This window comes from Caballeronia sp. KNU42 (assembly GCF_053760385.1).
In genome coordinates, this window is record NZ_CM132389.1 from 1,214,992 (window position 1) to 1,241,790 (window position 26,799).

General features: G+C 59.9%; 19 protein-coding genes. 9 read left to right on the forward strand and 10 right to left on the reverse strand.

Going from position 1 to position 26,799, the window contains the following annotated elements; translation table 11 throughout:
• The first annotated feature begins 1 nt into the window (after position 1).
• The 4 genes from ACSOSP_RS24615 (at position 2) to ACSOSP_RS24630 (ending at position 5,885) form a co-directional block, all read left to right on the forward strand.
• A complete protein-coding gene (locus ACSOSP_RS24615; protein ID WP_455313510.1) occupies positions 2–2,080 on the forward strand; it encodes a flagellar biosynthesis protein FlhA in 2,079 nt (692 codons plus the stop codon).
• Positions 2,077–3,417, forward strand: coding sequence for a FliI/YscN family ATPase (locus tag ACSOSP_RS24620; RefSeq protein ID WP_455313511.1), 1,341 nt, complete (start codon positions 2,077–2,079; stop codon positions 3,415–3,417). Before ACSOSP_RS24615 ends, ACSOSP_RS24620 begins: the two co-directional genes overlap by 4 nt.
• 125 nt (positions 3,418–3,542) lie before the next feature.
• On the forward strand, positions 3,543–3,845 hold the full coding sequence (locus tag ACSOSP_RS24625) for a hypothetical protein (RefSeq protein ID WP_455313512.1): 303 nt from the start codon (positions 3,543–3,545) through the stop codon (positions 3,843–3,845).
• 156 nt (positions 3,846–4,001) lie between these two features.
• The gene (locus ACSOSP_RS24630) at positions 4,002–5,885 is read left to right on the forward strand and encodes a hypothetical protein (RefSeq protein ID WP_455313513.1); all 1,884 of its coding nucleotides are present in this window, start codon (positions 4,002–4,004) and stop codon (positions 5,883–5,885) included.
• A gap of 128 nt (positions 5,886–6,013) precedes the next feature.
• Here ACSOSP_RS24630 and ACSOSP_RS24635 read toward each other — a convergent pair whose 3' ends face one another.
• The 3 genes from ACSOSP_RS24635 to ACSOSP_RS24645 form a co-directional block, all read right to left on the reverse strand.
• Positions 6,014–6,580: a hypothetical protein gene (locus ACSOSP_RS24635; RefSeq protein ID WP_455313514.1), complete on the reverse strand. Its 567-nt coding sequence runs from the start codon at positions 6,578–6,580 to the stop codon at positions 6,014–6,016.
• Between the two features lie 215 nt (positions 6,581–6,795).
• Entirely contained in the window at positions 6,796–8,064 is a 1,269-nt protein-coding gene (locus ACSOSP_RS24640; protein ID WP_455313515.1) for a DUF1521 domain-containing protein, read from the reverse strand.
• Positions 8,065–9,329: 1,265 nt separating this feature from the next.
• Positions 9,330–9,569, reverse strand: a complete 240-nt coding sequence (locus ACSOSP_RS24645; protein ID WP_455313516.1) for a hypothetical protein — start codon at positions 9,567–9,569, stop codon at positions 9,330–9,332.
• Positions 9,570–9,643: 74 nt separating this feature from the next.
• Here ACSOSP_RS24645 and ACSOSP_RS24650 point away from each other — a divergent pair, with 74 nt between their 5' ends.
• Together ACSOSP_RS24650 and ACSOSP_RS24655 are read left to right on the forward strand one after the other, a co-directional pair.
• Positions 9,644–10,603, forward strand: coding sequence for a cytotoxic necrotizing factor Rho-activating domain-containing protein (locus ACSOSP_RS24650; RefSeq protein ID WP_455313517.1), 960 nt, complete (start codon positions 9,644–9,646; stop codon positions 10,601–10,603).
• 173 nt (positions 10,604–10,776) lie between these two features.
• On the forward strand, positions 10,777–11,238 hold the full coding sequence (locus ACSOSP_RS24655) for an Lrp/AsnC family transcriptional regulator (protein WP_455313664.1): 462 nt from the start codon (positions 10,777–10,779) through the stop codon (positions 11,236–11,238).
• Between the two features lie 52 nt (positions 11,239–11,290).
• Here ACSOSP_RS24655 and ACSOSP_RS24660 read toward each other — a convergent pair whose 3' ends face one another.
• Positions 11,291–13,015 carry a S10 family peptidase gene (locus ACSOSP_RS24660; protein WP_455313518.1) on the reverse strand — a complete coding sequence of 575 codons (1,725 nt, stop codon included), beginning with the start codon at positions 13,013–13,015 and terminating at the stop codon, positions 11,291–11,293.
• Positions 13,016–13,486: 471 nt separating this feature from the next.
• On the opposite strand from ACSOSP_RS24660, the gene ACSOSP_RS24665 reads away from it, so the two are divergent.
• Positions 13,487–15,418, forward strand: a complete 1,932-nt coding sequence (locus ACSOSP_RS24665; protein ID WP_455313519.1) for a potassium transporter Kup — start codon at positions 13,487–13,489, stop codon at positions 15,416–15,418.
• 60 nt (positions 15,419–15,478) lie between these two features.
• Here the strand turns inward: ACSOSP_RS24665 and ACSOSP_RS24670 are convergent, their stop codons facing one another.
• The 4 genes from ACSOSP_RS24670 to ACSOSP_RS24685 all read right to left on the reverse strand — a co-directional run bounded on the left by ACSOSP_RS24670 (position 15,479) and on the right by ACSOSP_RS24685 (position 22,565).
• Positions 15,479–19,111 (reverse strand): hydantoinase B/oxoprolinase family protein, encoded by a 3,633-nt coding sequence (locus tag ACSOSP_RS24670; protein ID WP_455313520.1) that lies wholly within the window; start codon positions 19,109–19,111, stop codon positions 15,479–15,481.
• Positions 19,112–20,181: 1,070 nt separating this feature from the next.
• Positions 20,182–21,486 carry an MFS transporter gene (locus ACSOSP_RS24675; RefSeq protein WP_455313521.1) on the reverse strand — a complete coding sequence of 435 codons (1,305 nt, stop codon included), beginning with the start codon at positions 21,484–21,486 and terminating at the stop codon, positions 20,182–20,184.
• Between the two features lie 29 nt (positions 21,487–21,515).
• Positions 21,516–22,286 (reverse strand): putative hydro-lyase, encoded by a 771-nt coding sequence (locus ACSOSP_RS24680; protein WP_455313522.1) that lies wholly within the window; start codon positions 22,284–22,286, stop codon positions 21,516–21,518.
• A 12-nt stretch (positions 22,287–22,298) separates the two neighbouring features.
• Positions 22,299–22,565, reverse strand: a complete 267-nt coding sequence (locus ACSOSP_RS24685) for a hypothetical protein (RefSeq protein WP_455313523.1) — start codon at positions 22,563–22,565, stop codon at positions 22,299–22,301.
• Positions 22,566–22,690: 125 nt separating this feature from the next.
• Here ACSOSP_RS24685 and ACSOSP_RS24690 point away from each other — a divergent pair, with 125 nt between their 5' ends.
• Both ACSOSP_RS24690 and ACSOSP_RS24695 read left to right on the forward strand, forming a co-directional pair.
• A complete protein-coding gene (locus ACSOSP_RS24690; protein ID WP_455313524.1) occupies positions 22,691–24,247 on the forward strand; it encodes a methyl-accepting chemotaxis protein in 1,557 nt (518 codons plus the stop codon).
• Positions 24,244–25,176, forward strand: coding sequence for a LysR family transcriptional regulator (locus ACSOSP_RS24695; protein WP_455313525.1), 933 nt, complete (start codon positions 24,244–24,246; stop codon positions 25,174–25,176). Before ACSOSP_RS24690 ends, ACSOSP_RS24695 begins: the two co-directional genes overlap by 4 nt.
• Here the strand turns inward: ACSOSP_RS24695 and ACSOSP_RS24700 are convergent.
• Positions 25,173–25,727 (reverse strand): GNAT family N-acetyltransferase, encoded by a 555-nt coding sequence (locus ACSOSP_RS24700; RefSeq protein ID WP_455313526.1) that lies wholly within the window; start codon positions 25,725–25,727, stop codon positions 25,173–25,175. The genes ACSOSP_RS24695 and ACSOSP_RS24700 overlap by 4 nt on opposite strands.
• 145 nt (positions 25,728–25,872) lie before the next feature.
• Complete coding sequence (locus tag ACSOSP_RS24705; RefSeq protein ID WP_455313527.1) at positions 25,873–26,775, reverse strand: LysR substrate-binding domain-containing protein; 903 nt, start codon at positions 26,773–26,775, stop codon at positions 25,873–25,875.
• Between the last annotated feature and the right edge of the window lie 24 nt (positions 26,776–26,799).

The following is a 26,799-nucleotide window of genomic DNA, read 5'->3' on the forward strand; positions in this document are numbered from 1 at the left end:
AATGTCGAACCGTTCCATTCTCAGCCGTTACGATCTCCCTTCCCTTTTTGCGCGTCACGCCGACCTCGCAGTTGGTATCGGCATCCTTGCGGTGCTCGCGCTGCTGATCGTGCCCGTGCCGCCGTTCGTGCTCGATCTGTTCATCTGTGTGAGCTTCGCTGTCAGCCTGACTATGCTAAGCGCGACCGTGTATGTATCGAAGGCTGCTGATCTCGCAAGCTTTCCGTCGCTGCTGCTGCTCACTACGCTTTTGCGTCTCGCGTTGGCGATTGCGTCGACCAAGATGATCCTGTTGCATGCGCATGCCGGGCAGATCATCGGCGCATTCGGCGAATTGGTGGTGGGCGGCAACGTCGCGGTCGGGCTGGTGGTGTTTATCGTGCTCGCCGCGATCCAGTTCATCGTCGTTGCCAAGGGCGCAGACCGGGTCGCCGAAGTGGCCGCGCGTTTCACGCTGGACGGCATTCCGGGACGCCAGATGAGCATCGACGCCGACATGCGCAACGGGGTGATCACGGCCGCCCAGGCAAGCCGGATGCGCGCGGCGCTCGAGCGTGAGACGTACTTCTACGGCTCGCTCGACGGCGCGATGAAATTCGTCAAGGGCGACGCGGTTGCGGGACTCGTCGTCGCATTGGTGAATATCGTGGGCGGGCTGGCGGTCGGCATCGCGCAGCGCGGCATGTCGTTTGGCGACGCGCTGCATACCTACACGATTCTCACGGTCGGCGACGGTCTGGTGTCGCAGATTCCGTCGCTGATCGTGTCGGTGGCGGCGGGCATCCTCGTGACGCGCGTGGCTTCGGCCGAAAACGCGGATTCGCATCTGGGCGCCGACATCTACCTGCAACTGGCGCAGCATCCGAAAGCACTCGGCATGGCCGGTGTTGCATGTCTCTCGTTGGCGGCGATTCCCGGTTTTCCGCACGTTCAGTTTCTGGTTGCCGGCGGACTGCTGCTTGCGCTGGCGATTACGCTGATGCGCAACGCCGCGCTTGCGACGAACTCGCAGCGCGCGCTGATGCCTCAGATGACGCGCGACGGCGGCAACTATGTGCCGCGCATCCTTGACGATGTCGAACTGGGCACCAGCGCGACGTTGCGGCTGCGCCTCGGCCTGAAGGCCTTCGACGCGCTGCGGCCCGAGGCGTTGAACCGGCAGCTTGGCGAGTTGCGCCGCCAACTGATGGTTGAACTGGGCGTGCCGTTTCCAGGCCTTGCGTTGCTCCGCGATCCACGGCTCGATCCGGATCGCTACATCGTCGATATCGAGGACGTACCGTTTGCGAGCAGCACGCTGATTGCCGCCCACATGCTGGTGAGCGGCGCCGAGAGCCTGATTGCGTTCGAAGGTATCGAGGGCTACCGTCCGCGCGCGGCGAAATCGGTCTGGGTGCCGGCCGCGACGGCGGCATCGATCACGGATCCGGAGATCAACAAGTCGACCGTCGACGAAGCCTTACGCGATCACCTCGCTGAAATCTGCGAGCGTTCGGCGGCCGATTTTCTCGGCACGCAGGAGACACGTTTCCTGCTCGATCAACTGGCGATCGAATTTCGCGAGCTGGTCGCGCAAGCGGCGCAGGCTGCGAGCACGGTGCAGATTGCGAGCGTGCTGCGGCAACTGCTGCAGCAGCGCGTGCCGATTCGCAACCTGCGTGCGATCCTCGAAGCAGTCGTGCGCGTGCCGGCGGGTGAGCGCACGATCGACCGGATGGTGCGGGAAGCGCGCATCAAGCTTGGACGGCAAATGACGCGCGGTTATGCTGATCTGGATACGTGGACAATTTCGGCGGCCGTGCTGGATCCGGCATGGGAGGCCAGTCTCGAGACGCAGATCAGAACCGGCATCGACGGTGAGCCCCAGTGTGTGCTGTCCGCCGAACAACTCACCCACGTGCAACAGATCCTTGCGGCGGACCTGTCAGGGATCCGTGTGGTCGTCACGAATGCTGTTCTGCGTCCGCACCTTGCGCGTGTGTTCAGCGACTTCGGCTGGCGTGTTCCTGTGCTCGCGATCGAAGAGATTCCACTCGATATCTACCGTGTCCAGACGGTTGTGACGCTGGGTGCGGCATGACCCGGAACATCTTGCGTGCGTCTGAACATGGCGTGCCGGTGTTGACCTCGGCGCCGGCGCTGCGCGGCCGGGTGATCGAAGCGCGCGGCGTGGTTGCGCGGGTGGTGGGCGTGTCGTTGCGGATCGGCGAGAAGGTGCGGCTGGTGAGCCCCGATACCTTGGAGGCGCAATACGGCGAAGTGGTCGGCTTTACGCACGACGGTACGCTCGTCATGCCCCTCTCCGGTTTGACGGGCCTCTCGGATATCACCGAGGTGCAAGGCTGTGGCTCGATGTGGGGCGCGTTCGATGCGGCGGGGCTGCTCGGACGGGTGATCGATGGCCTTGGCAACCCGCTCGACGGCAGTCCTGCGCCACGGCCCCTTGCACCAGATGAGGCATTGCATGTCGATGCCGGGGCGACGCTCAATCCGCTGGAGCGGCCCGTGATCACCACGCCGTTTTCCACCGGCGTGCGCGCGATCGACGGCCTGCTCACGTGCGGCGTCGGCCAGCGCACGGGCATCTTTGCGCCGGCAGGCGGAGGCAAGAGCACGATCATGGGCATGATCGCCAACGGTGCATCGACCGATGCGGTCGTGGTGGCCCTGATCGGCGAGCGGGGCCGCGAGGTGGCCGAATTCATCCAGGACTATCTTGCACACCGGCGCGCCTCGACGATCGTGATTGCCTCGACGTCCGACCGTCCCGCTGCGGAGCGGATCAAAGCGGCGGAACTCGCGGGCAAAGTGGCGGCAGACTTGCGAGCGACGGGGCGCAATGTGCTTCTCCTGTTCGATTCGCTGACGCGCTATGCGCGGGCGTTGCGCGAGCTTGGTTTGGCGGTCGGGGAACCACCCCTGCGCGGCGGCTTTCCGCCGAGCGTGTTCGCGCAGTTGCCGCGGCTGATCGAATCGGCCGGCGTGACGGCACGAGGCAGCATCACGGCTTTCTATACTGTGCTCGCAGACGAGGCCGATCTGTCCGATCCGGTTGCGGAAGAGGCGCGCTCGCTGCTCGACGGTCACATCCAGCTATCGTCGAAACTGGGTGCGGCCGGGCACTATCCGGCAATCGACATTCTGCGCAGCCGCAGCCGCCTGATGAATCGCGTTGCCGATGCCGCGCAGCGCGCCGAAGCCAACCGCGTGCGCGACTGGCTGGCGCGGTATGAGGAGGTCGAGATGTTGCTGCAGATCGGCGAATACGAGTGGGGTAACGACGCCGGGACGGATTACGCGATCGACCGGCGCCCTGACATCCAGCGCTTTCTGTGTCAGCCGTACGATCGTTGCAGTTCGTGGTCCGAAACGCGCGCGCTGTTGCATGAGCTGTGCGCGGGCGCGCCCACGGTGTGATGCGCGACGCGACGCGGGAGTCGGATCTTTGGGGGCTGCTCGCGAGGGTACGCGGCGTGCGAGTGCGCCGCAGGCTCCGCGCGCTGGCAGAGGCGCGCCGACATGAGCAGGAGGCGGCAGCGGCGGTGTCGGAACAGATCGCCGCACTGGAGCGGCACGCAGTCGAGCGGCAGCGCGTGCTCGCGTTCTGCCGGCGCGATCAGGGGGCCGGTCGGCAATGGCATGCGACGCTCCGTGCACATGACGCACAAACGCCTGTGCTGCAGCAGCAACTGAGCGACGCGCAGCACGGGCATGCGCTGGCGCGCCAGCATGCGGGTGAAGCACTGCGGAACTGGAACATTGAGCGGGTCCGGCATGACGATGCCAGGGAGCGTTGGCGGGCGGCTCTCGCACGCGTAGCGCGCGATGGTTGCGAACACGGCTAGCGCTCCCGCGCGGAACGGGGCGTGGCGTAATTCTGAACGTACAGGTGCATTGCCTGGATCTGTTGTGAACGGCACTCCCACCCAGTACTCCGAATTCGAGTTTCGTAAGCCTTGTCATAGATCTTTACGACATACGGCACCGAAGGCGCCTGTAGCATGAATGCCTCAAAACCACCAAAAGGAATAAACATGACACAAGTTCAGGATTCCAATTATCGCAATCGCGATTTCGACCGCAGCTATGTTGATTTATCTGAAGATGGTGGCGGCAATGAAGGATTAATCGATGACGGTCGTCCTGCTAACTTCGATACTCAACCCACAATTTATTCGCCATCATCTTTCGGAGATAACAACCTGTACGATCAGAGCGTTGAAAATTATTCGCCATCATATTCCGGTGATAACGACCAGTACGGCCAAAGCGTTGAAAATTATTCGCCGGCATATTCCGGAAAAAGCAACCTGGACGATCCAGGTATAAAAGTTGATCCGTCATATTCGGACCAAACTAACCAGTACGATCGAGATGCCGGAAGTAAGCCGCCCGTATCGCCAAACGCCCCGCATTTCAAGGATTCAGTTAAGCAGGAAGCTCTTGCGCTTGATATCATGAAGAACCTTGGATATAAGTCGCCGACGTTCGATCCCAGCTCCGAGACCAAGTTTGGAGCAAAGGAATTAGGCCTATTTGCGGATACGATTTATATATTGTCGGGCGAAGTGCCCTCTGACCAAAAGAATAAGGCGACATTCGACTTCGCTAAAGGCGTGGGATCTGATACTTTCTCGTTCGCTATGAAGCAGATGGAAAAGGATGACCTTTTCGGCATTGGCGGGAAAATGAAGTCTGCATATGGATACATAGGCGCGCTTCCAGGCATCGTGGATTCAGCGATCAAGCTGTATGACGGTGTGGCTGCCGGGAACCCTTACAAGGCTACGGCAGGAGCCATTGGTGTGGCTTCCGGTATCGTCGGTGTAGCGGCGCCAACCTCTTTAGCCGGGTCATTTCTTGGCGGCGCAGCGGTGGTAGCGGAGGGGCTGGATCAGGCACATAGCTTCGCCACTGATACAAACACTTTTAATCAGAAAACGATTCTCAATAAAGAGGAGAATCAGAGATACGACTACGTATGGACAGCCAAAGGTAATCAGAACGGTACAACGTCCTCAGGAGTAAATACACTATCCTTGGGGGCGCACGGAAGGCCGATGAGTGCGATGGTCGATACCCCCAATAATGGTGCGGTGCCACCGTTTACAGTGACAGACGTGTTCCGATACAAGAACTTGTCGCCAAGTGATACGGGTGCGGTGAATAATGATTCTTACGACTCCAATCCTAAGGAAAACCGTACAGGATTTACATCCTATGGGAACGGATTTGTTGGATTTAAAACGTCAAACTACGACAAGCCTGGCAGCGGGGAAGAACTCAGGCCAGCTAATAATCTTATCTATACATCGAATAACAGTCTAACTAACGTCATGGGTAGCGACAATAAATCAGTAGATGACATAAATCCTGATGGTACAGGATTGCCCGGTAACGACAAGATCATATCGACATCGGGTGCGGGAACAAAAATCAACGCCGGTGCGGGCGATGATTTCGTGAGTATCACCGGTAAAGAAGCGAAAGTCGACGGAGGCCCCGGATTTGATCAATTAGAGGTGAGGAATGACGGCGGGAACACTCTCGTAATGCACGGTAACCACGGACTACTCAATGGCACTGTGGAAGTGGACAACTTTGAAGTATTCAAGTTTCATGGTCAGGGAAATCATGTCTATTTGGACATGCCGAAACCGGGTGAACTGCCTGTTTTTGTGCTGACTGATACCCAAGGAGACAACACGATCGAGCTCAAACCACAGACGCCACAGGATGTGGATAGGAATGTTACACAAGAAAGGGACAGGATGCGGACCGAGGGCGAAGTCGGACATCGAACATACACGCCGTTACTGGATCAAACAACCATCAACGGTCGCGCCGTAGCGGAGACATTGAACTTCACAGTGCACCGCACCTGACGGACAACATGGCCTCTTGGAGTCGACCCGCCCAAGTTGGCAGTTATGCCGTTGAATCTCCTGTGAATGGCTTGCCTCGTTTTGACATGCTAGTGCAGGTTGTCGAGGGCCGGACGGCAGGTCGTCTATCACGACCATGAAGCCGGCCGGCGGTGGGCGCCCCGCAGGAGAATGATGTCGTTTGTTGTATGGCTCGCGGACTTGGTATTCGTGCTGGATTCGGATTCTCCTGGCTTACTGGCCTGCGGGCCGGTTGTATTCGGCTGAGCGGATTTACCGGACGCGCTACTAGCCACGGACGGAGTCTTCGAAGGTGCGAGCTGCTCGTCTGGATTCTTCGTTGAAGACGTTTCGAATGCGGGAGGCCCCGGAGCCTTGCCAGTAGGTCGAGGCGATATGGATTCGCTCGCGTCCGGCTGAACGTTCGGGGGCTGCGGCATCACCGGGCTGCCGTCCGGATTTTTCTGGCCGGCGATAACGCGAGTGATATTCAATGCCTCGCCGATAACGGGCACCTTCTCAAGTACCTCGTCGACCTTCTTGCCGGCTTCCTCGCTACTATGCTCGCGGTCGTTGCTGACTATATCCCTGGTCTTACCGACGGTTTGTCCCGGGTGCGTGGCGCCGTCCTCGGCGCCACGCTTACAGACATCCCACGGCGTTTCGTTGCCTTTGTTCTCGGGATGCGGATTCACCACGGTACTCGAACGTTTTCCAGACGAGCTTCGCTGCAATTCCGGCCGGAGGGGCAAGCGGTGCGCCTGCGTGAGAATGCCGGCGGTCGTGGTTCACAGGGCGGCGGACAGGAAAGGGGCTGAGGGGGGGCGGATACCGCACTCGATCGGCGATCGTACGTGCGGCATCCGTGGGGGCAATCACGGATGGAGTTGCCCCTCATCGTGCAGTTCGCTTACGTGTTGGCCTTGCTGATGTTGGCAGCCGTCGGCTCCTTGCCGGTGACCGGGTCGATCCAGCCGCTGCCGTTGCGAGCCGCGAGGACAGTGTAGCCGTCAGGTGTGGCGGCGTCGAGCGCGCGGCCGTTTTTGCTTTTCTGGACGTTGAGGCCCGCCGCGTCCTGCTCGCTCAGCCCAGTGACCTGGTAGGCCTGCTTGCCGTGGGTGATCGTCACCTGATCCGCAAACGAAATATTCTTGTTGTTCGCGGCCGCCTGGGTGCTGACGGTGACTTTGGTGTTGTCCGGCAACATGAACGTCATCGGGCCGTTGAACATCGCAGTCGACGAGTTGGCGGCGTTCTCGTGCTGGGTAATATGCGGATCACCCCAGATCTTCGTTATATCGCCGGATTTCGTATTGGTCATGACCATCGACGAATCGGCCTTGTTGAAGTCGAGCGTGTAGTTGCCCAGGTTGATACTCGTCTTGTTGTTGCACACCGCGGTGTTGGTCCACTCCGTCGAGTTGTTCTTGCCGGCATCCTTGCCGCCGCAGTCGTTGCGCGACGGCGTCGAGTTGTTTTTGCAGGGGTCCTTACTGCTGCAGTCGTTGCGCGACGGCGTCGGGTTGTTCTTGCCAGCGTCCTTGCCGCCGCAGTCGTTACGTGAGGGCGTCGGGTTGTTCTTGCCAGCGTCCTTGCCGCCGCAGTCGTTGCGCGATGGTGTCGGGTTGTTCTTGCCGGCGTCCTTGCCGCCGCAGTCGTTGCGCGGCGGCGTCGGGTTGTTCTTGCCGGCATCTTTGCCACCGCAGTCGTTGCGTGACGGCGTTGGGTTGTTCTTGCCGGAGTCCTTGCCGCCGCAGTCGTTGCGCGACGGCGTCGGGTTGTTCTTGCCGGCGTCCTTGCCACCGCAGTCGTTACGTGACGGCGTCGGGTTGTTCTTGCCGGAGTCCTTGCCGCCGCAGTCGTTGCGCGACGGCGTCGGATTGTTCTTGCCGGCGTCCTTGCTACCGCAATCGTTGCGCGACGGCGGTGGCGGGGCGCGGTTGTCGGCTTTCGAGTTGTCACGGCAAGGGTTGCTGCTCGCCGGCGTACAGCTTTGGCCGAAGCTGGGGAACGACGCCTTGGAAAAGCCGCTCAGCATATTTGACATCTGGCTGGCCGTTTCTGCGCCGCGTGAGAGCAGTGACTGTGCGCCGCCGCCAAACAGCGTATTTGTGCTCCCTTGAAATGAAAGATAAGGAGTATTGATTTGTGGATAGTTGCTTTGCGTAGATGCTTGCATGTCGATATTCCCGAAGTAAAAAGCCGGTCTGAGCTGTACAGCCGGAACCGCGTTGCCGACGGTATGAGGTGGGTCCCGCATAAGAATAGTAGGGGGTGAGCCACAGCAACAGGCGATACTTATGTATAGAGTTGCACACCGCCCGGAGGCTTGACTGGTCGTCTGCATATGAGACGGGTAGCCTCTCCGCTGGAGCCACGCCATCCTGAAGTACTGGAGTCACACCTCCCGGAGAGCCATGAGGTCACGATGCTGATTTGCTAGCTTGTTGAACGAGGCATGTTGACTTTGTGCCAAGTGATTACTTGCGATTCCTGAATATATGAAAACGAGCATGGGATGATAGAAATCGCCTTGAATGGTCTCAACATTTCAAGTGTTCGAAGGGGGTATTCGAACATCTGGTGCGCCAGTTTGGCGCTCATTTTATAGAGGTGCAATCGTGCGAGTGAATTCCCAAAGTGGATGGAGTTACGGTCAGGCAGATTCGACATTCAAAGACAATGGTCCAGATCCGACACACACTGGTTCGGCGGTGGATCAAACACGGGAGGCGCCTGTCTCACCAGAGCCGTCGAAGAGTGGTTTATCGTTGCCGCTGGTCCACCCGGACGCAGTCTGGGCGCGACTCCAGAACTTCGAGAAACGTGTTCAAAAGATTGAGCAAGTGCAACGCGCAGGGAGTGCGCTTTCTGATGCCGACCGTGGGGCACTTAGTGCGTACGAGAAACTGCGCAGTGATCCCTTGTTTTTGACTCCGACTCGGGGCCGGGATCCGACCATCGTGCGGCGCTCTGTGGGAAATCCAGGCACGAAAACGGCCATACCCGCTCCCTCGGACAGGAAGGAGGATGGTCCTGATCAAAAGTACATTGGCGGAGTCGGGATCAGGCGCGACTACACGTTATCGGAAGGCTCTGCCATCTTCGTAGACGCGCTGAGAAATCCATTCGGCGCTTTTGCGAGAAGTGCAATGGATTCCTACCGGAAGCTGGAACGGGGGCGTCCCATATCCGAGGAGGAAAAACAAAGCATTGATCGATACGCCAGTTTTATCGATGCCGCCTATTCGATGACCCCCCAGGGACGAGCGACGACTGCGACTGCCTCGGTGCTGGAGACAGCAAATAATGCAAGATCGGGCAAACTGCCATCGCCAGAATCCATGGCAGGTGCAATGCAGCCGGTTACCAATGCTGGTGGCCCCAGCAGCCCGCATTCAACCAAGTCGCGGGGCACAACCTCCAAGCCACCGACCACAACCTTCAAGCCTCCTGCTCGACTTCCCGACGGTCGGATCGGCTATCCTTTGAGCCCGACGAAGCCGCCCCGTTTGCCAACAAAGACGTCCCCCACGGAGTCTTCTGGAACGCATGACCCGCAGCCAGGAACGTCGGGAACGACTGGAACGCATGACCCGCAACCGGGAACATCAGGAACATCGGGAACGCCGAAAGCGCCGGGAACGACCGGCGCGAGACCGCGTCGACCGACTGAGACGCCAACCGGCCCACCGAGGAAACGCCCGTTTGGTACCGCGCTCTCCAAGTTTAGAGCGCCCTCAGTAAGAAAGGGGCACGTGGAAAAGCTCATCGGAAAAGGACCGTTCAACCTTGAACCTCCTGCAAATCCAGGAGAAGAGAGTAAGAGAATCCATGAATTCCCCCTCGATTTTGATTTTTATCGGAAGGATGGAGAGGGTGGAATGAGCTACGGAATTAATACGGAGCACGCCGTGTCGGCCAAGGAGGCCATCCCCGAAGTACGAAAGGACGTCCTGACAGTAGGAAACGGCACACAAGTTACCTCGGAGGAAAGCCACAGCAAGGTTCGTCTGGGAGATCAATGGGGGCCGTCAAGGAATCGACTTTCCAAAGATGTGAGTGTCATCGAACTAAGCAACGGTCGCAACGGCGTTGGCGCTATCAGAATTTCGTATGAGAATCTGAAACCAGGGCAGACCATTGCCGTGACCGGAGGCTCCCTGAGCGGCTGCACGATGATGTACGCATCAGATACGAAGCATTTCTATGCCTATCATGCTGGAACCTTCGGCGAAGGGAACGAACCCTGGCTTACGTCACGTGACGGTGCAAACGCCATTCGATATGCAAGCAGTAAAATGACGAATGACACGAGCATGGATCCCCATAACTACGAGGGTAATAACAATGACCTCGTGCACGTCGGCAATAAGTATCCGTTTTCCGTCATTGTGTACAACGGGAAACATGAAGCACCGGCAACGAGCGGAAAATTTTTGAAACCGTCGGATCCCCAGCCTTTGGACGCACGTATTACGGAATATCAGGGCGCGAGAAATCCTGGCACACACGCTTTCGACTATCACGTTTCTAACCAGCAAGTAGGCCAGTTGGGTACAGCGGAAGCCCTGATAAGCAAAGACAAACAAGGTGTAGTTACGGTGCGTGTACTGGCGGAAAATGGGGAAGTCGAGTTGCCGGGGCCGGGTTCCCGTCGAGGCGGAAAATATACGCCCATCAAGACGAATACGTACGAATATAAGCCGGGGAGTTGAGCGCTTGTTGATAATGCGAGTGGTGCACGGTACCAGTATCGCCGGAATAGTTCTCCCGAAAATCCGCAAGTATGTCAGTGCTGCGAGAGCCCTGCCGATCTCCAAGATTGCAGTCCAACGGAGCGCGAGCTATCTGTGGCTCAGAGAATCACAAGAGGATCAGAATGGAACGGATGGAACTCGACAAGATAGATCGTGCAATCCTGATCGCGATCCAGGCCGACGGCCGCGCGACTAATGCAAGCCTCGCCGAAGCCGTTGGTCTTAGCGAAACGCCGTGCGCCCGACGTCTCAAGCGGCTGGAAGCGGAAGGTTATATAGAAGGGTATCGGGCGCTCTTGTCCAAGCCCGCACTGAAGCTGGGTCTGGTCGCATTTACGCTGGTGCGTTTTGGCGTGCACGACCGGCCACTGGCTGACCGGTTCGAACGCGAAATCCAGGCCATACCGCGTATTGTTTCGTGCCACAACATTTCCGGCAGCGCCGACTATCTGCTGCAAGTCGTCGCGCGGGATCTGGAGGACTATGGCACCTTCCTGCGTGACGTATTGCGGACGTTGCCCGGCGTGACGGCCGTCGAGTCGACGCTTTCGCTGCGGGAGGTAAAGCGTGATGCGGGGTTGCCATTACTCTAAGCAACCGGCTCCCGGATTAATCAGGAATCCAAATAAGTGTCTCACTGGAGATTTACTGCGATCCGGTTTTAGACGCTTGCGCTGCACCGGCACTATAGAAACGCACGAGATCTTGCTTGAGCGAATGCAGGGCGGCATCGTCGAGATAAATCATGTGGCCCGTCGGATAATACGTGCGCTGCACGTTTGATCGGAGCGACGGGTCGAGCCCCATATGCGCCAGATCGTATTCGGTCTGAAAGAACGGCGTCGCCAGATCAAAGTAGCCGTTGAGCGACAGCACGCGCATCTGGGGATTCTGTCGCATCGCTTCAGCGAGGTCACCGGCCGCATAGGGCAACGCAAGCTGCTCGCCCCACCACTCGCGATGTTTCCAGTTCCATTGCTTCAGCGCGTCGTCGTTGAATACGCGATACGCATCTTTCGGTTCGACGTGCAGGTCTTGTGCGAGATGCTCGTGGTACGCAGCAACGAAGGCGCTCGACACGCTGGTGACCGACGCGTCGTAGTCGGGATGCTCGGACGCGTCGTCGTAGTCCATGCCTTCGAAGCGCGCATCGTAGCGGCCCACCGTGCGCGATTCGCGTATCAGCAGTTGCTTGCGAAACCGTGACGGCCAGATTTGCAGGCGCGACTGCTTGATGTAGTTCACATCGAGTCCTGTGTAATGCGCCAGACGTGCGGCGATCGCGTCGCGATCGGAATCGGGCAGCGAATCACCTGCTGCCAATGCTTGCGCGTAGGGGCCGGAAGCGAACGCCCTGACCTCGTCGAGGAACGCCGGCATGCTCGGCGGCTTGGGCACGATCTTGTCGTGATACCAGGCAATGGCTGCATAGGTCGGCAAGTAGCTCTCGGCCCCCAGATCCGTTCCATTCATGTGCGCGCCCGAGTTGAGGACGGAGGACATCAAGACGACCCCGTTCAATGCGATGTTGCTCTGGCTCAGGCGATACGCAAGCATGGCGGCGCGCGCCGTTCCATACGATTCGCCAAGCAGGTACTTCGGCGAATTCCAGCGCTGGTTCACGCTCAGGTAGCGCTCGATGAAATGCCCGAAAGCTTCGAGGTCTTCATCGACACCCCAGAAGCGCTTGCCGGTGGCGTGGCCAACGATCCTTGAGAAGCCTGCACCGGGTGCATCGATGAAGACCAGGTCGGTCGTGTCCAGAAGACTGTCCGGATTGTCCGCGAGCACGTAAGGCGCCGGCGCCGTGATAGCGGGACTCGATGTATGCGCGCGCTTCGGCCCAACCGATCCCATCAGCAGGAAGACGCTGCCCGCGCCCGGGCCACCGTTAAAAAGAAACGTGATGGGACGCGTGGCGGTGTTTTTCGTATTCGATGTGTAAGCAACATAAAAGACGCTGGCCTCTGCCTGCCCCGCGTTGTTGCGCAGAAGCAGATTGCCGGCTGTGGCCGTGTAGTCGATCTTGTGCCCGTCAAGACGGATCGAATGTTGCGTGACCGACGTGGTTTCCGGCGGGACCGGTATCAGGGTGTCTGCTTTCGTTTCGCTGGCGGCCTCAGTGGCAGCAGCCGGCGCTCGCGCAGCGCTTGCGCTGTTGCGGCGAGCGGGGTTTGCGATCGCATCCGATGCGGCGCGGGCGCTGGGCTGAGCGGAGAGTTTGCCTGCATCTGCGCGCGCTGGTGTTCCAGCAGGCGATGAAGCTGTCGCGTCGGGCGGCTCCTGTATGTCGGCGGGCGCAGCATCGGTTTCCTGGGACAAGGCAGCGGATGGTCCGCCGGCGAGGCCAAGCACGATCAGACTGCTCATGAGACCGCTTACTGCTGTATGGAAACAAGCGCGCATCTTAGTCCTGGCCGTTTTTGTTTTCTGTAGGTGCTGCGTGGATTCTCGATAAGCCCACTCGCTGCGTCAATAGCGTTGTTGTCATCGGAGTGATAGCGCAAGGTCCGTAAGCGCTCATGTAAGTATTTCGAAGCCATGGTGTTAGCCAAGGCACCAGGTGGTCACATGTACCGGTCACAAGTACGTCACAACTCCGCAGGAAGCCGACCGGATTTGAGTTAACCCTTAGCGCCTTTTCCGGTCGCTCAATCTATGCTGCCGTACGCGAGATGGATTCGCCGATCCGCTTACGCTTTCCTATACTTGGATCAACCAGAGATAACAAACCGCTTTTTGCCTGACAATTAAGCCGGTTTCGGATCGCGCCAGAAACAGCGGACGGACGATCCGTACCCCGGGGCCAAGGGCTCCCGGCGGCGGCCATCTGGAGGAGACATGGGACTACATGCATCCGCTGCAACCGGCGCCGAGAACGTCGGCGAGCCCCAGCCGCATCGGCCGGCCGTGTTCGGCCTGGCGCTGGCTGCGCTTGGCGTGGTTTATGGCGACATCGGCACCAGTCCGCTGTACACCCTGCAAACGGTCTTCGATCCCGGCAACGGGTTGAAGCTGGATCCCGGCAATGTGATCGGCATTGTCTCGCTGATCTTCTGGTCGCTGACGGTGGTCGTCTCGCTCAAGTACGTGACCCTCATCCTGCGCGCGAACAACCACGGCGAGGGCGGAATCATGGCGCTGCTGGCGCTTGCAGCGTCGTCGGTGGCGAGCCGGCCACGGCTGCGGCATACCCTGCTGGCGGTTGGTGTGATGGGCGCTGCACTGTTCTACGGCGATGGCGTGATTACGCCCGCCATATCGGTGCTGAGCGCGGTTGAAGGACTGCAGGTCGCAACGCCGCTGCTCAAGCCTTATGTCATTCCCATTACGCTGGCCGCGCTGATTACATTGTTCATGATGCAAAAGCACGGGACGTCCGGCATTGGCGCGGTGTTCGGGCCGATCATGGTGGTGTGGTTCATCGTCATCGCCGGGGCGGGGCTCGTCCAGATCATGAACGCGCCGCATATCCTGGTCGCGCTCAATCCGTTCGCAGGGTTGGCGTTCTGCCTGCATCATCGGTGGCTGGCGTTCGTCGCACTGGGGGCTGTTGTGCTGTCCCTGACGGGTGCAGAGGCGTTATATGCCGACATGGGGCATTTCGGCGCCCATCCGATCCGGCTCACCTGGTTTGGCCTGGTATTCCCGGCACTCGCATTGAACTACCTGGGGCAGGGCGCGCTGCTGCTGTCCGATCCATCCGCTGTGCAAAATCCGTTCTATCGATTGTTCCCGGTATGGTCGCTTTATCCGATGGTCGTGTTGTCGACGATAGCCACGGTAATCGCCTCGCAAGCCGTGATCTCAGGCACCTATTCGATGACCAAGCAGGCGATGCAACTAGGCTTCCTGCCGCGCATGAACGTGGTGTACACCTCGGCGAAAGAAATAGGGCAGATCTATGTTCCAGGCATCAACTGGACATTGCTTGTGGCCGTGGTGGCGGCTGTGATCGGCTTTGGTTCATCGACTGCGCTGGGGTCGGCTTACGGCATTGCCGTTACCGGCACGATGCTTATCACGACCATGCTCACGTTCTTCGTGATCCGCTATGCGTGGCATTACAACTGGTTCTTGTGCGTGGGCGCCACAGTGTTTTTCTTTGTGATCGACGCCACGTTCTTCTCGGCCAATCTGCTCAAGATCACGCAGGGCGGCTGGTTCCCGCTCGTTATCGGGCTGCTGATGTTCGCCGTCATGACCACGTGGGGACGTGGATGGGAAATCATGCTAGGTGAAGCCAAGGTACGGGCCGGGACCACGCCGCTTAAGCCCTTCCTGGAGTCGCTGCTCGCTCGTTCACCGGTGCGGGTCAACGGGACGGCGATTTTCCTGTCGCCTGATCCTCATGGCGTGCCGCATGCATTGATCAACAATCTCATGCATAACCAGGTGTTGCACCGGCGGGTGGTGTTCCTGACGGTGTCGAACAAAGAGGTTCCGTGGGTTGAAGAGAGCCAGCGTGTGTCGGTGCAATCGCTGTGCAGCGACTGCTATCACATCACGATCTCCTACGGCTTCAAGGACGAGGTCAACCTGCCGCGTGCCCTTGAAGCATGCAAGGCATATGGCCTTGAGTTCGAGCAGTCGGAGACGTCCTACTTCCTGAGCCGCGCGACCGTGATACCGAAGCGCGAGAGGGAAAGGTGCATGGCGCTGTGGCGCGAGCGATTGTTCGGCGTCATGCTGCACAACGTCGGCAATGTATCGGCGTATCTCAAGCTGCCGACTAATCGCGTGGTTGAATTCGGATCGAAAGTGGAGATCTGAGGTTTGCTTTCTCAGGTACCGCTGTCCGCCTCGCTAATAGCTCGAGACGGACAGCCGGCATCAACGCTCTTCGCCGTAGCCACCACCGCCTGGCGTCTGGATGACGAAGACATCGTCGGGATTCATGTGCGCCTGATGCCGCGCGCCGAAGGTTTCACGCTCCTTCCCATCTGCCCGTTCGACCCAGTTCACACCAAGCGCACCCGGCTTGCCGCCCGCCAGTCCGAACGGCGCAATACGCCGCCGGTTGGACAGGATGACGGCGGTCATCGGCGCGAGAAAACGTACCCTTCGCTCGGTGCCGTCGCCGCCTGCATGCAGTCCCGCGCCGCCGCTGCCGCGGCGGATGCGGAAGTCGTCGAGACGCACCGGAAAGCGCCACTCGAGCACCTCCGGGTCGGTCAGGCGCGAGTTCGTCATGTGCGTCTGGACCGCGCTGCAACCGTCAAAGGCAGGGCCCGCACCCGCGCCGCCGCAGATGGTCTCGTAGTACTGGAACTGCTCGTTGCCGAAGGTGAAGTTGTTCATCGTGCCCTGTGCGCCGGCCATCACGCCGAGCGCCCCGTAGAGGGCGTCCGTGACAACTTGCGAGGTCTCGACATTGCCCGCCACCACCGCTGCCGGATAGTGCGGGTTGAGCATCGATCCCGCCGGAATGCGGATCTCCAGCGGCTTCAGGCAACCGGCGTTGAGCGGGATATCGTCGTCGACCAGCGTGCGGAACACGTACAGCACCGCCGCCTTGCAGATCGCCGATGGCGCGTTGTAGTTGTTCGGTTGCTGCGCGCTCGTGCCCTCGAAGTCGATCACGGCCGACCGCGCTTCGCGGTTGATCGATACCGCCACCACGATCTTCGCGCCGTCATCGAGCGCGTATTCGAAGCGGCCGTCCTTGAGCACGGACAGCGTGCGCCGCACGACTTCTTCCGCGTTGTCCTGCACGTGCTGCATATAAGCACGAACGACGTCCAGACCGAACTGCCCGCACATGCGTTCAAGCTCCTGCGCGCCCTTCGTGCAAGCGGCAACTTGTGCGCGCAGATCGGCCAGGTTCTGTTCGACGTTGCGAACCGGGTACTGGCCGGAGGTCAGCAGGTCGCGTATTTCACGTTCGAGAAAACGCCCTTGCGCCACGAGTTGAATGTTGTCGAGCAACACGCCTTCCTGGTCCACGTGCGTGGAATCCGGCGGCATGGAGCCGGGCGTGATGCCGCCGATATCGGCATGGTGTCCGCGCGCCGCGACATAGAAGGTTGGTGTGGCGCTGGCATCGACGAACACGGGCATGATGACGGTCACGTCCGGCAAATGCGTACCGCCCGCGTACGGTGCGTTGAGCACGTAGACATCGCCGGCTTGCATGGTGCCCGCGCGCCGGTCGATGATCGTCTGCACGCTTTCGCCCATCGATCCTAGATGCACTGGCATATGCGGCGCGTTGGCGATCAGGTTGCCGCCGGTATCGAAGAGCGCGCAGGAGAAGTCGAGACGTTCCTTGATGTTCACCGAGTACGATGTGTTCGCGAGCGTCACGCCCATCTGTTCGGCAATCGACATGAACAGGTTATTGAACACTTCGAGCAGCACCGGGTCCGCTTGCGTACCGGCAGCATGACGATTGACGAGCGCGGTCGTGCGTTCAACCACCAGATGATTGTGCTTGCTCACGACCACTTGCCAGCCGGGTTCGATCACGGTCGTTCCGGTACGCTCGTTGACGATCGCCGGACCGTCGATGCTCGCGCCGGGTGCGAGCGCATCGCGATCGAAGACAGGGGTATCGCGCCATTCGCCGCCGGAGAAAATGCGCGTGGTCGCGAGCGCTTCCGGATTCACCGATGCACGTTCGGCCAGCGGCCATTGTTCGTCTTCAGCGTCCTGCGTGCGGCCAATGGCTTCGACCGCGACGGCTTCGATGATCAGCGTCTTGTTCGGCATGAGGAAGCCATAACGCGCACGATACAAACGCTCGAACGTGTCTACGATGCTGGCCGGTTCCGTCGAGAAGTCGATTTCAAGCGCGGTGTCCGTGCCGTCGTATTTGATATGCAGCGTGCGTCGCAAGACTATGTTGGTGAGCGGAATGCGTTGCTCGGCAACTTCGTTTTGCGCTGCGATTTCCAGTGGTTCGAACGTGTGATGGCAAGCGGCGAGCGCTTCTTTTGACAGCGTCGTTTCGAGCGCTTGTTGCCGCAGTGCGCGGACATCGGCGAGACCCATGCCGTAGGCTGACAGCACACCTGCCAGCGGATGGATGAACACGCGCGTCATGCCGAGCGCGTCGGCGACGAGGCACGCATGCTGACCGCCCGCGCCGCCAAAACACGCGAGCGTGTAGTGGGTAACGTCGTAGCCGCGCTGCACGGAGATCTGCTTGATCGCGTTCGCCATGTTTTCGACTGCGATCTTCAGGAAGCCCTCCGCAATTTCTTCAGGTGTTCGCGCGACGCCGGTCGCGGCTTCTACGGACGCCGCCACCTCCGCGAACTTGCGTTGCACGACGTCGGCATCCAATGGCAGGTCGCCGTCCGGCCCGAATACGTGCGGGAACCAGCGCGCGCTGATCTTGCCGGTCATCACGTTGCAGTCGGTCACGGTCAGCGGGCCACCGCGCCGGTACGAAGCCGGTCCCGGATTCGCGCCAGCGCTTTGCGGCCCGACGCGAAAACGCGCGCCGTCGAAGCTGCAGATCGAGCCGCCGCCCGCCGCGACCGTGTGGATCTTCATCATGGGCGCACGGATGCGCACGCCGGCGACTTCGGTGGCGAACTCGCGCTCGTACTCGCCGGCGTAGTGCGTGACGTCGGTGGATGTGCCGCCCATGTCGAAGCCGATGATCTTGTCGAAGCCCGCGAGCTTCGACACCTGCGCTGCACCGACGATGCCTCCCGCCGGTCCCGACAGGATCGCGTCCTTGCCCTGGAAGCGGTGGGCATCGGTGAGGCCGCCATTGCTCTGCATGAACTGCAGCGGCACCGCGCCCAGGTCGGCTTCAACCTGCCCGACATAGTGGCGCAGGATGGGCGAGAGGTATGCGTCGACTACGGTGGTGTCGCCACGAGAAACCAGCTTCATCAGCGGGCTGACTTCGTGGCTAACCGATATCTGCGTAAAGCCGATTTGCTCCGCGAGCTCCTTGAGCTTTTGTTCATGCGCGGTGTAACGATAGCCGTGCATCAGCACGATTGCGCAGGACCGAATGCCGTTATCGAAGGCGCTTTGCAATGCCTGGCGGGCCTGCTCGATGTCGAGTTCACGCACGACTTCGCCGCGGGCACCGATCCGCTCATTGATCTCAACAACTTGTTCGTATAGGAGTGTCGGCAGTTCAATGTTTCGCACGAACAGCTTCGGACGGCTTTGATATGCGATGCGGAGGGCATCGGCGAAGCCTTTCGTGATCGCGAGTACGGTTGATGCGCCCTTGCGTTCGAGCAGTGCGTTCGTGGCTACTGTGGTGCCCATGCGTACGCTATCGATCAGCTCGGCCGGCACTGCTTCATGGTTTGCGATGCCTAGTAACTCGCGGATGCCATGCACGGCGGAATCGCGATATCGCTCGGGGTTCTCTGACAACACCTTGTGCGTGACGATGCGGCCGTCGGGGCGGCGCGCGACGATGTCGGTGAAGGTGCCGCCGCGGTCGATCCAGAATTGCCAGCGGCGGTCGTGGGAGGGATTTGTCTGCGACATGGGAGGGGTCCTGTTGAAATGGATAACTTGGGTATGATGGGTTGCTCGCGCCGGTGGACGGGAGGTTTTGGGTTTGGGGGTCGGGGGTAGTGGTCGGATTGCTAGGTTCCTGCGTTAGCGGTCGGGGTCATTGCCGGGTTGCTGCTGCTTGGCTTAGCGGTCTGCTTGAGTGAGCTAATTTCTTTAGCACTATTAGCCACTGCGCGTGGCGGCGCGTCATTTCTTTGTCCAAAGCGACAAAGAAACGAAGCAAAGAAAGCGCTTTCAAAACGCGGGCTCATAAGTTGACCTAGCGTGCAGCCTCCACGTTTTTGGCACCCCAAAAGCACGGTGCTCGCAAGAGCGACGGATGTGTGAAACCCTCCTTCTCCGAATACCGATACCCACACGCTTCGCCACCAGTGACTGAACCTGCCCAAGGAACACCCCGCGCTATCCGCGAAAAACCATCCTCCGAATTTGTACGCATGCCGAACCACGTCGCCAACCCACCAAGAAATGAAGCCGTAGAGTACGTAAGGCCATACCCGCAAAAATAGCTGCGCAAATCAAACAACCAACCGACCAAATAATGAGGCACTAAAAGCGCGTGAGGCCGTGAAGGTTTCCTGGCAATGGTGCTTGCCCGAGAGCGTACGGGGCGAAGCGTGTGCGTGTAAGAATTCGCGAGAAGGAGGGTTTCACACATCGGTGGTTCTGGCGAGCACCGTGCTTTTGGGGTGCCAAAAACGCGGAAACTGCACGCTGGGTCAACGCATGAGCCCTCGTTTTGAAAGCGCTTTCTTTGCTTCGTTTCTTTGTCGCTTTGGACAAAGAAATGACGCGCCGCCACGCGCAGTGGCTAATAGCGATAAAGAAATTAGGCAACCTAAGCAGATCACTAAGCTAAGCAGCAGCAACCCGGCATCGACTCCGACCGCTAACGCCAGAACCTAGCAACCCGGCATCGACCCCGACCGCTACCGCCAGAACCTACCAACCCGGCACCAACCCCGACCCCCGACCACCAACCCCAAATCACCCCAAACCAAAACCCGTCCACCGGCGCGAGCGCACCATCCCACGAAAACCTAAGAAACAAGCCTAGCGCCACGCGTCTCCGGCAACGTCAACGCCGCCAAAATCACCACGCCGTAAGCCGCAGCCGCGAACGTCCCAATCGCGATACCCAGGGACATTTTCTGCGCGACAAAACCGATCAGAAATGGAAACGTCGCACCCACCGCACGGCCAAAGTTGTAGCAAAAGCCCTGACCGGAACCGCGTATCCGCGTAGGAAACAACTCAGTCATAAACGCGCCCATACCCGCAAAGATCCCCGACGCAAAAAATCCAAGCGGAAAGCCAAGAACCAGCAGCAGGGTATTGCTCATCGGCACACGCGTATAGACCAGCGCGATGATCATGGAAGCCAGCGAAAACACGATGAAGTTGAGCCGTCTGCCGAACCGGTCGCTGAGAAATGCGCCACACAGGTACCCCGCATACGATCCGGCGATCACCACGGCGAGATAACCGCCCGTGCCAACCACGCTCAGGTGCTGCTCAGTCTTCAGGTACGTCGGCAACCAAGTGGTAATGGCGTAATAGCCACCTTGCGTGCCGGTCGCGAGAATGGCCGTACGTAGCGTGGTGAACCACATACCGGGGCCGAAGATTTCGAGGAACGAGCTACGATCGTTGGCTTCCAGCTCGCGCCGCTTTTGCTCCTTGTGGACCTCGGGTTCATCGACAAGCCGACGGATCATGATCACGAACGGCGCGGGCAAGATCCCCAGCGCGAACAACGCGCGCCACGCGATGTCGCCAGGCAGGAAGGAAAACACCAGCGTATAGAGACCCGCGGCAACGGCCCATCCAATTGCCCAGCCCGCCTGCACCATGCCCACTGCCTTACCTCGATCACGCGGGCGGATGACCTCACCGATCAACACCGCGCCCGCTGTCCACTCGCCGCCGAAGCCGAAGCCCATCAAACCGCGTGCGACCAACAACTGCGCGTAGTTCTGGGCAAACGCGCAGACGAGCGTGAAGAACGCAAACCAGAGAATGGTGATCTGCAGCGTCTTCACGCGGCCAATGCGATCCGACAGAATGCCTGCGATCCACCCGCCGAGCGCCGACGTCAGCAACGTAACCGTACCGATCAACCCGGCCTCGCCCTTGCTCAACCCCCAGGTTGCAATCAGCGTAGGGATCACGAAGCTCAGGAACTGAGTGTCCATGGCGTCGAGTCCGTAGCCTATCTTGCAGCTCCAGAATGCGCGCTTCTCGCTCGGGGTCGTGTGTTTGTACCAGCCGAACATGCCGCTGCTGGCGGGTTCATCGGCTAGTGTTTCAACTTGCGTGCTCGCATAGTGTGCTTCGGTATTCATGGCTTTCTCCAAGGTTCGTGAGCGTGCGCTCAGAGCACAGCGAGCGATGCGTTGGGGATGTCGGTCATGAGCATGTGACCCGGCCGATGTGCAATCGCGAACGGCAAACGGGCACTTTCAATGGCGCTTTGCGGCGTCACACCGCACGCCCAGAACACAGGTATTTCGTGTTCATGGATCGAGACCGGTTGACCGTAGTCGGGCTGCATCAGGTCTTCAATACCGAGCACCGCCGGGCTGCCCAGATGCACCGGCGCACCGTGCACCGAAGGGAACCGGCTCGTGATCTGGACAGCGCGCACCGCATGCGTACCGCTCATGGGACGCATGGAGACGACCAGCTTGCCGCCAAACGGGCCGGCCGCCTGGTTGGAAATATTCGTCCGGAACATGGGTACGTTGACGCCCTCATCGACGTGCCGCAACGGAATGCGTTCGCGTCCCAGCATCTGCTCGAACGAAAACGAGCAGCCGATGGCAAACACCACGAGGTCATCGCGCCAGAGTTCGACGATATCGCCGGGCCGTTCGCACAGCACGCCGTCGCGATACACGTTGTAGCCAGGAACGTCGGTGCGGATATCGAGGTCGCGGCCGAGCGCAGGGACGTTCCACTGGCCGGGTTCTCCCACGCCGAGCAGCGGGCACGCCTTGGGGTTACGCACGCAAAAACGCAGGAAATCCTCCGCATAAGTGCTTGGGATGATGGCGAGATTGGCTTGCGCGAACTCGCCGCAGTGACCGGCTGTAGGACCGGTAAAACGCTTGCTGCGGACTTGCTGGCGGAAAAGGTGCGGCATGGTTCAGGTCCCTCACGAATGCAATGAAATGGCGATGAAACAAGTGATGGGATGCAGGTTAGGGTCGAAAAAAAAGCGGCGCCAGCGAGTTATTCCGCTCGTGGCCGTTAAGGTTTTCTTAACAGATTCGTGCGGGTTTTCACTTAACAGGGTTGGCCTCAAAGCAGCGGACACATAGCCGCCGAGCAAGGCTGCATGCCTTTGTCCGCGATGTTTTAAACCACAAAGAGCCGCGCGCCGACGCGCATCTTTTGCCCGGAAATGCGCTTCAAAAAACATCGATCACGCAGGCGCATTTTTTAGGCGGAGTTAATAATTCCTCCGGGCTGCCGTTAAGCGAACCAGCGGGCTCGTTCTCCCGCGCCTCTCCTGACCGCCGTTCCTTTCAACTGGAAAACAAAAAAATGAACCGTCTGTCCTTGCGTCAGAAGTTATGGATGCCGCTGATTCTGTCGTGGTTCGGCCTCCTGACGCTGACCGTCTGGCACGCTTACCAGACACGTGACCTGCAGTTGTCGGAGCGTCATCGCGATCTGGGCGATATTGTCTCGATGTCGTATTCAATCGCCGCCGGCCTCGACAAGCTGGCGCAAAGCGGCAAAATGTCCGTCGATGCCGCGAAGCAGGAAGCCATCGCGCGGATCGGCGACCTGCGGTATGACGGCGGCGGCTACGTGACTATCGTGGGCGCGAATTCGGTCATGATCATGCATCCGATCAGCCCGAAGCTGGACGGCAAGGACATGTCGGACTGGAAGGACGCGAAGGGCAACCCGCTCTACAAGTCCATCGCCGCGGCAGGCAGTTCCGCGGAAGGCGCGGGGTTCCTCGAATACTGGTGGCCGAAGCCGGGCGAGACCGAACCGAGCTCGAAGCTGGGCTATACGAAACGCTACAAGCCCTGGGACTGGGACATGATCGCCGGCACGTACCAGGACGATATCCAGGCCGCGTTCTATCGCACACTCCTGCATTCGTTCCTGATGCTGTTCGCGCTTGGCGCCGCTATTTCGCTGTTTGCATCGCTGGCGATCAAGAGCGTGCGCCGCTCGCTTGGCGGTGAGCCTGCCGCGGCTGCGCAACTCGCGCGGCAGATTGCATCGGGTGACCTGACGGGACGAATCGACGTGACGGCCGGCGATACGCAGAGCGTCATTTCAGCGATTGCCCATACGCGCGACAGCCTGGCGGGAACGGTATCGCGCGTGAAGGACGCCGCCGATGCCATCAAGCTCGCCGCAGCGGAAATTGCCGGCGGCAACGCGGACCTGTCGAGCCGCACCGAGCAGCAGGCAGCGGCGCTGCAGGAGACCGCGGCGGCCATGGACGAGATCACGTCCACGGTCCGCGCGAACGCCGACAACGCGTCGCAAGCCAGCCAGGTTGCGGCAAGCGCGTCGGCGCAGGCGCTGCGAGGCGGCAGCGTGGTGAATGACGTGGTCGAGAACGTGCGCGCGATTGCAACCAGTTCGAAGCAGGTTGCCGAGATCACGGCGGTGATCGACGGCATTGCATTCCAGACGAATATCCTCGCGCTGAACGCGGCAGTTGAAGCAGCGCGTGCCGGCGAAAACGGCCGTGGTTTCGCGGTGGTGGCGGGCGAGGTGCGCAGCCTCGCGCAGCGCAGCGCGGCGGCGGCAAAAGAGATCCGCGTGCTGGTCGATACCTCGCTGACGCAGATCGAAAGCGGCGCGGGACTCGCCGAAAACGCGGGCAAGGCCATGGCCGATATCGTCACGGCGGTCAAACGCGTGACATCGATTGTGGAAGACATCGCGACTGCGTCGAGCCAGCAGAGCGTGGGGATTGAAGAGGTCAACCGGGCCATCGCGCAGATGGACGGCACCACGCAACAGAACGCGGCGCTGGTCGAGCAGGCCGCAGCCGCAGCGAGTTCGATGAACGATCAGGCGTTGCGCCTGGGTCACGCCATGCAGTCGTTCCGGCTGACGCCTGCATGAATACACGCTTCCTCGAGACCTTCGTGACGCTGGCTGAACTGGAAAGTTTCCGGGCGACGGCGCGTGTTTTGCACGCCACGCCCGCGACCATTTCGCTGCGCATCAAGTCGCTCGAGGATGAGTTGAAGACTGAACTCGTCGACCGTACTTCAACAGCGTTCCGGTTGACGACGGCGGGGCAGAGTCTGCTAGGGCTCGCGAGGAACGTGGTCGATGCCGCGCGTGCGTTGCGCGAGGCCGCGGGTCAGGAGGTCGTGGTCGGCGGCAAGCTGCGGCTGGGGGTCATCGAAACCGTGGTGCATAGCTGGCTGTCGCACTACATCACGTATTTGAATGCGAACTATCCGAAGCTCGATGTCGATCTCACCGTCGACTCGAGTTCGGTGTTGCAGCGCCGTTTGCTGAGCGGTGAACTCGATCTCGTCATACGGGTGGAAGGTATCGACAGCACGAAGATTGCATCGAGCGCGGTGGCGAGTTATCCGGTGCGATGGATCGCGAGGCGCGGGTTGTTGTCGCGACGCGCGGCGGGGCTTGCATTACGTGTCTTGCAACGGCCGATCGTCACGTTCGGCCGTGGGACGGCGCCGCAAGTCGCGCTGGAAAGTATCGTGCATACGCTTGCCCGGCAAGAGAACATGCGGCCCGAACAAACGCGTATTACTTGCTCGCCCTCAGTGGCCGCTATCGTTCAACTGGTACGCGATGGATACGGCGTCGCCGGCATTCCCAGTCTTTTCGTCGCCAAGGAATTGCAAAGCGGCGAATTCGTCGAGTTGCCGTTGAAGCCGGTTCCACCGCCGATTGTTGTGTCGCTATGCAAGCCCGTTGATGCGAGTGTGATGGTCAACGCGGCGGCCAATGCCGCGCATGTTGCGTGTTCCGCCTACTCCAAATCGATCAAAAAAGACTTCCTCGAAGGGCTTTAACTTTCGCTTTCGCTTTCACGCGATGACGCCTCGCGCTGGAATACAACGGTTGCCTTGCCCTTGTACGTTGTCTCGCGACTTTGTGCGAATGAGCATTTTTTGGCGAGCGCAAGCGAGGGCGCATTTTCCGGCGAGATGATGCAGACAATCTCCGCATCGGGCCAGCGTGTATCCGCCCATCGCAACGCGGCGCGCACGGCTTCAGTTCCGTAGCCTTGTCCTTGCGACTCGGCAGTCAACATCCATCCGATCTCCGGCGCTTCATCGAACGCGGGATCGATACCGCGCTTGAATTGCCCGAAGCCGACCTCACCGACGAACTTGCCGCTGTGCTTCTCGCTGACTACCCAGTAGCCGAATCCCATCAATGACCAATGCCCCGCGCTTCGAAGCAGGCGAGCCCACGCTTCCTCTTTCGTGAAGGCGTTGCCAGTGACATGGCGCACGACGTTAATGTCCGACCACATGGCGTGGATGTCGTCGAAATCGGCTTGTTGCGGCGGGCGCAGGATGAGGCGATCGGTTTCCAGAACAACGGCGGAATGGGGCATGGCGAAACGTGTGAGCGTAGATAGGGCAGGAGACGTCGCTAACGACGCAGCCCGAAGCGAACAGGGAATATAACCGCTCGGGTCCCGACCGAAAAGTCCGGGAGCGTGGTGCACATTGTCGAGCCGTGCCGCCCGCCATCAAGCCTCAAGCTATCACGCCGCTATGCTCTGACACCAGCGTTTCGATCAGCGCGCTCAGGTCGCGCGTTGCCTCGTTACGCATGGTCGGCGCAACGTGCAGTTCCAATTCCGCAGGCGGCAGCGCCGGCAGACCCTCCGCTTCTCCGAACGTGCGCCAGCTTGCGGGCAACGTCCGGCGATCGATGATCGTCACCGCCGCGGCATGATTCACCGCGATGCGGATGCCGGTCGGACTTTGGCTCGTGTACACGAGTTGGTAATCGCGCCCGATCGCGGTCAGCGCCTGCAATCCCCGTTGCCTATAGGTACAGCTTTCGTCGAAGAGAGCGAGCGGTATCGGCGCATCCGCGCACAACTCGAAATCGCGATGCGCTGCCCACACGAGTTCCTGTCGCGCTAGGGGTTTTCCCCCGGCACGTTCGCCATGCCGCACGACCAGCGCCAGATCGAGTTCGCCCGCACCCAGCCGTTCCAGCAATTCCAGCGACGTCCGGCAATGAATATGCGGCCGAGCGCCGGGGCGCAACGCATAAAACGCCCGCAGCAATTCCGGCAACCATAGCTCCGCATAATCCTCCGGCAGCCCGAAACGAATCACGTTGCCGCGGCTACCTCGCGTAAGCGATGCAATCGCCTCGTTCTGCACCTGCAGTATCCGCCGAGCGTGAATCAGGAAATTTTCACCATCGCTGGAGAGCGCGAAATGGCGGCTATTGCGCAAGAACAGGTGCGCGCCAAGCCGCTCCTCAAGCGTCCGGATACGCAGGCTGATGGTGGATTGCGTGCGATGAAGCTGGCGCGCGGCCGCTGTAAAACCCCCACTTTCAGCCACTACTACAAACGCACGCACGAGTTCCGCATCGAGTGAAGGGATCTTGGACCAATCGGGTTCGCTAATGGAATCCATCGGAAATACTCGCTTTCCAAAAGA

Coding starts and splice junctions, on each gene's coding strand:
- ACSOSP_RS24675 (WP_455313521.1), bottom strand. CDS start 21,486: ATGAATACCGAAGCACACTATGCGAGCACGCAAGTTGAAACACTAGCC.
- ACSOSP_RS24690 (WP_455313524.1), top strand. CDS start 22,691: ATGAACCGTCTGTCCTTGCGTCAGAAGTTATGGATGCCGCTGATTCTG.
- ACSOSP_RS24680 (WP_455313522.1), bottom strand. CDS start 22,286: ATGCCGCACCTTTTCCGCCAGCAAGTCCGCAGCAAGCGTTTTACCGGT.
- ACSOSP_RS24705 (WP_455313527.1), bottom strand. CDS start 26,775: ATGGATTCCATTAGCGAACCCGATTGGTCCAAGATCCCTTCACTCGAT.
- ACSOSP_RS24620 (WP_455313511.1), top strand. CDS start 2,077: ATGACCCGGAACATCTTGCGTGCGTCTGAACATGGCGTGCCGGTGTTG.
- ACSOSP_RS24665 (WP_455313519.1), top strand. CDS start 13,487: ATGGGACTACATGCATCCGCTGCAACCGGCGCCGAGAACGTCGGCGAG.
- ACSOSP_RS24695 (WP_455313525.1), top strand. CDS start 24,244: ATGAATACACGCTTCCTCGAGACCTTCGTGACGCTGGCTGAACTGGAA.
- ACSOSP_RS24630 (WP_455313513.1), top strand. CDS start 4,002: ATGAATGCCTCAAAACCACCAAAAGGAATAAACATGACACAAGTTCAG.
- ACSOSP_RS24655 (WP_455313664.1), top strand. CDS start 10,777: ATGGAACTCGACAAGATAGATCGTGCAATCCTGATCGCGATCCAGGCC.
- ACSOSP_RS24615 (WP_455313510.1), top strand. CDS start 2: ATGTCGAACCGTTCCATTCTCAGCCGTTACGATCTCCCTTCCCTTTTT.
- ACSOSP_RS24700 (WP_455313526.1), bottom strand. CDS start 25,727: ATGCCCCATTCCGCCGTTGTTCTGGAAACCGATCGCCTCATCCTGCGC.
- ACSOSP_RS24670 (WP_455313520.1), bottom strand. CDS start 19,111: ATGTCGCAGACAAATCCCTCCCACGACCGCCGCTGGCAATTCTGGATC.
- ACSOSP_RS24685 (WP_455313523.1), bottom strand. CDS start 22,565: ATGTTTTTTGAAGCGCATTTCCGGGCAAAAGATGCGCGTCGGCGCGCG.
- ACSOSP_RS24660 (WP_455313518.1), bottom strand. CDS start 13,015: ATGAGCAGTCTGATCGTGCTTGGCCTCGCCGGCGGACCATCCGCTGCC.
- ACSOSP_RS24640 (WP_455313515.1), bottom strand. CDS start 8,064: ATGCAAGCATCTACGCAAAGCAACTATCCACAAATCAATACTCCTTAT.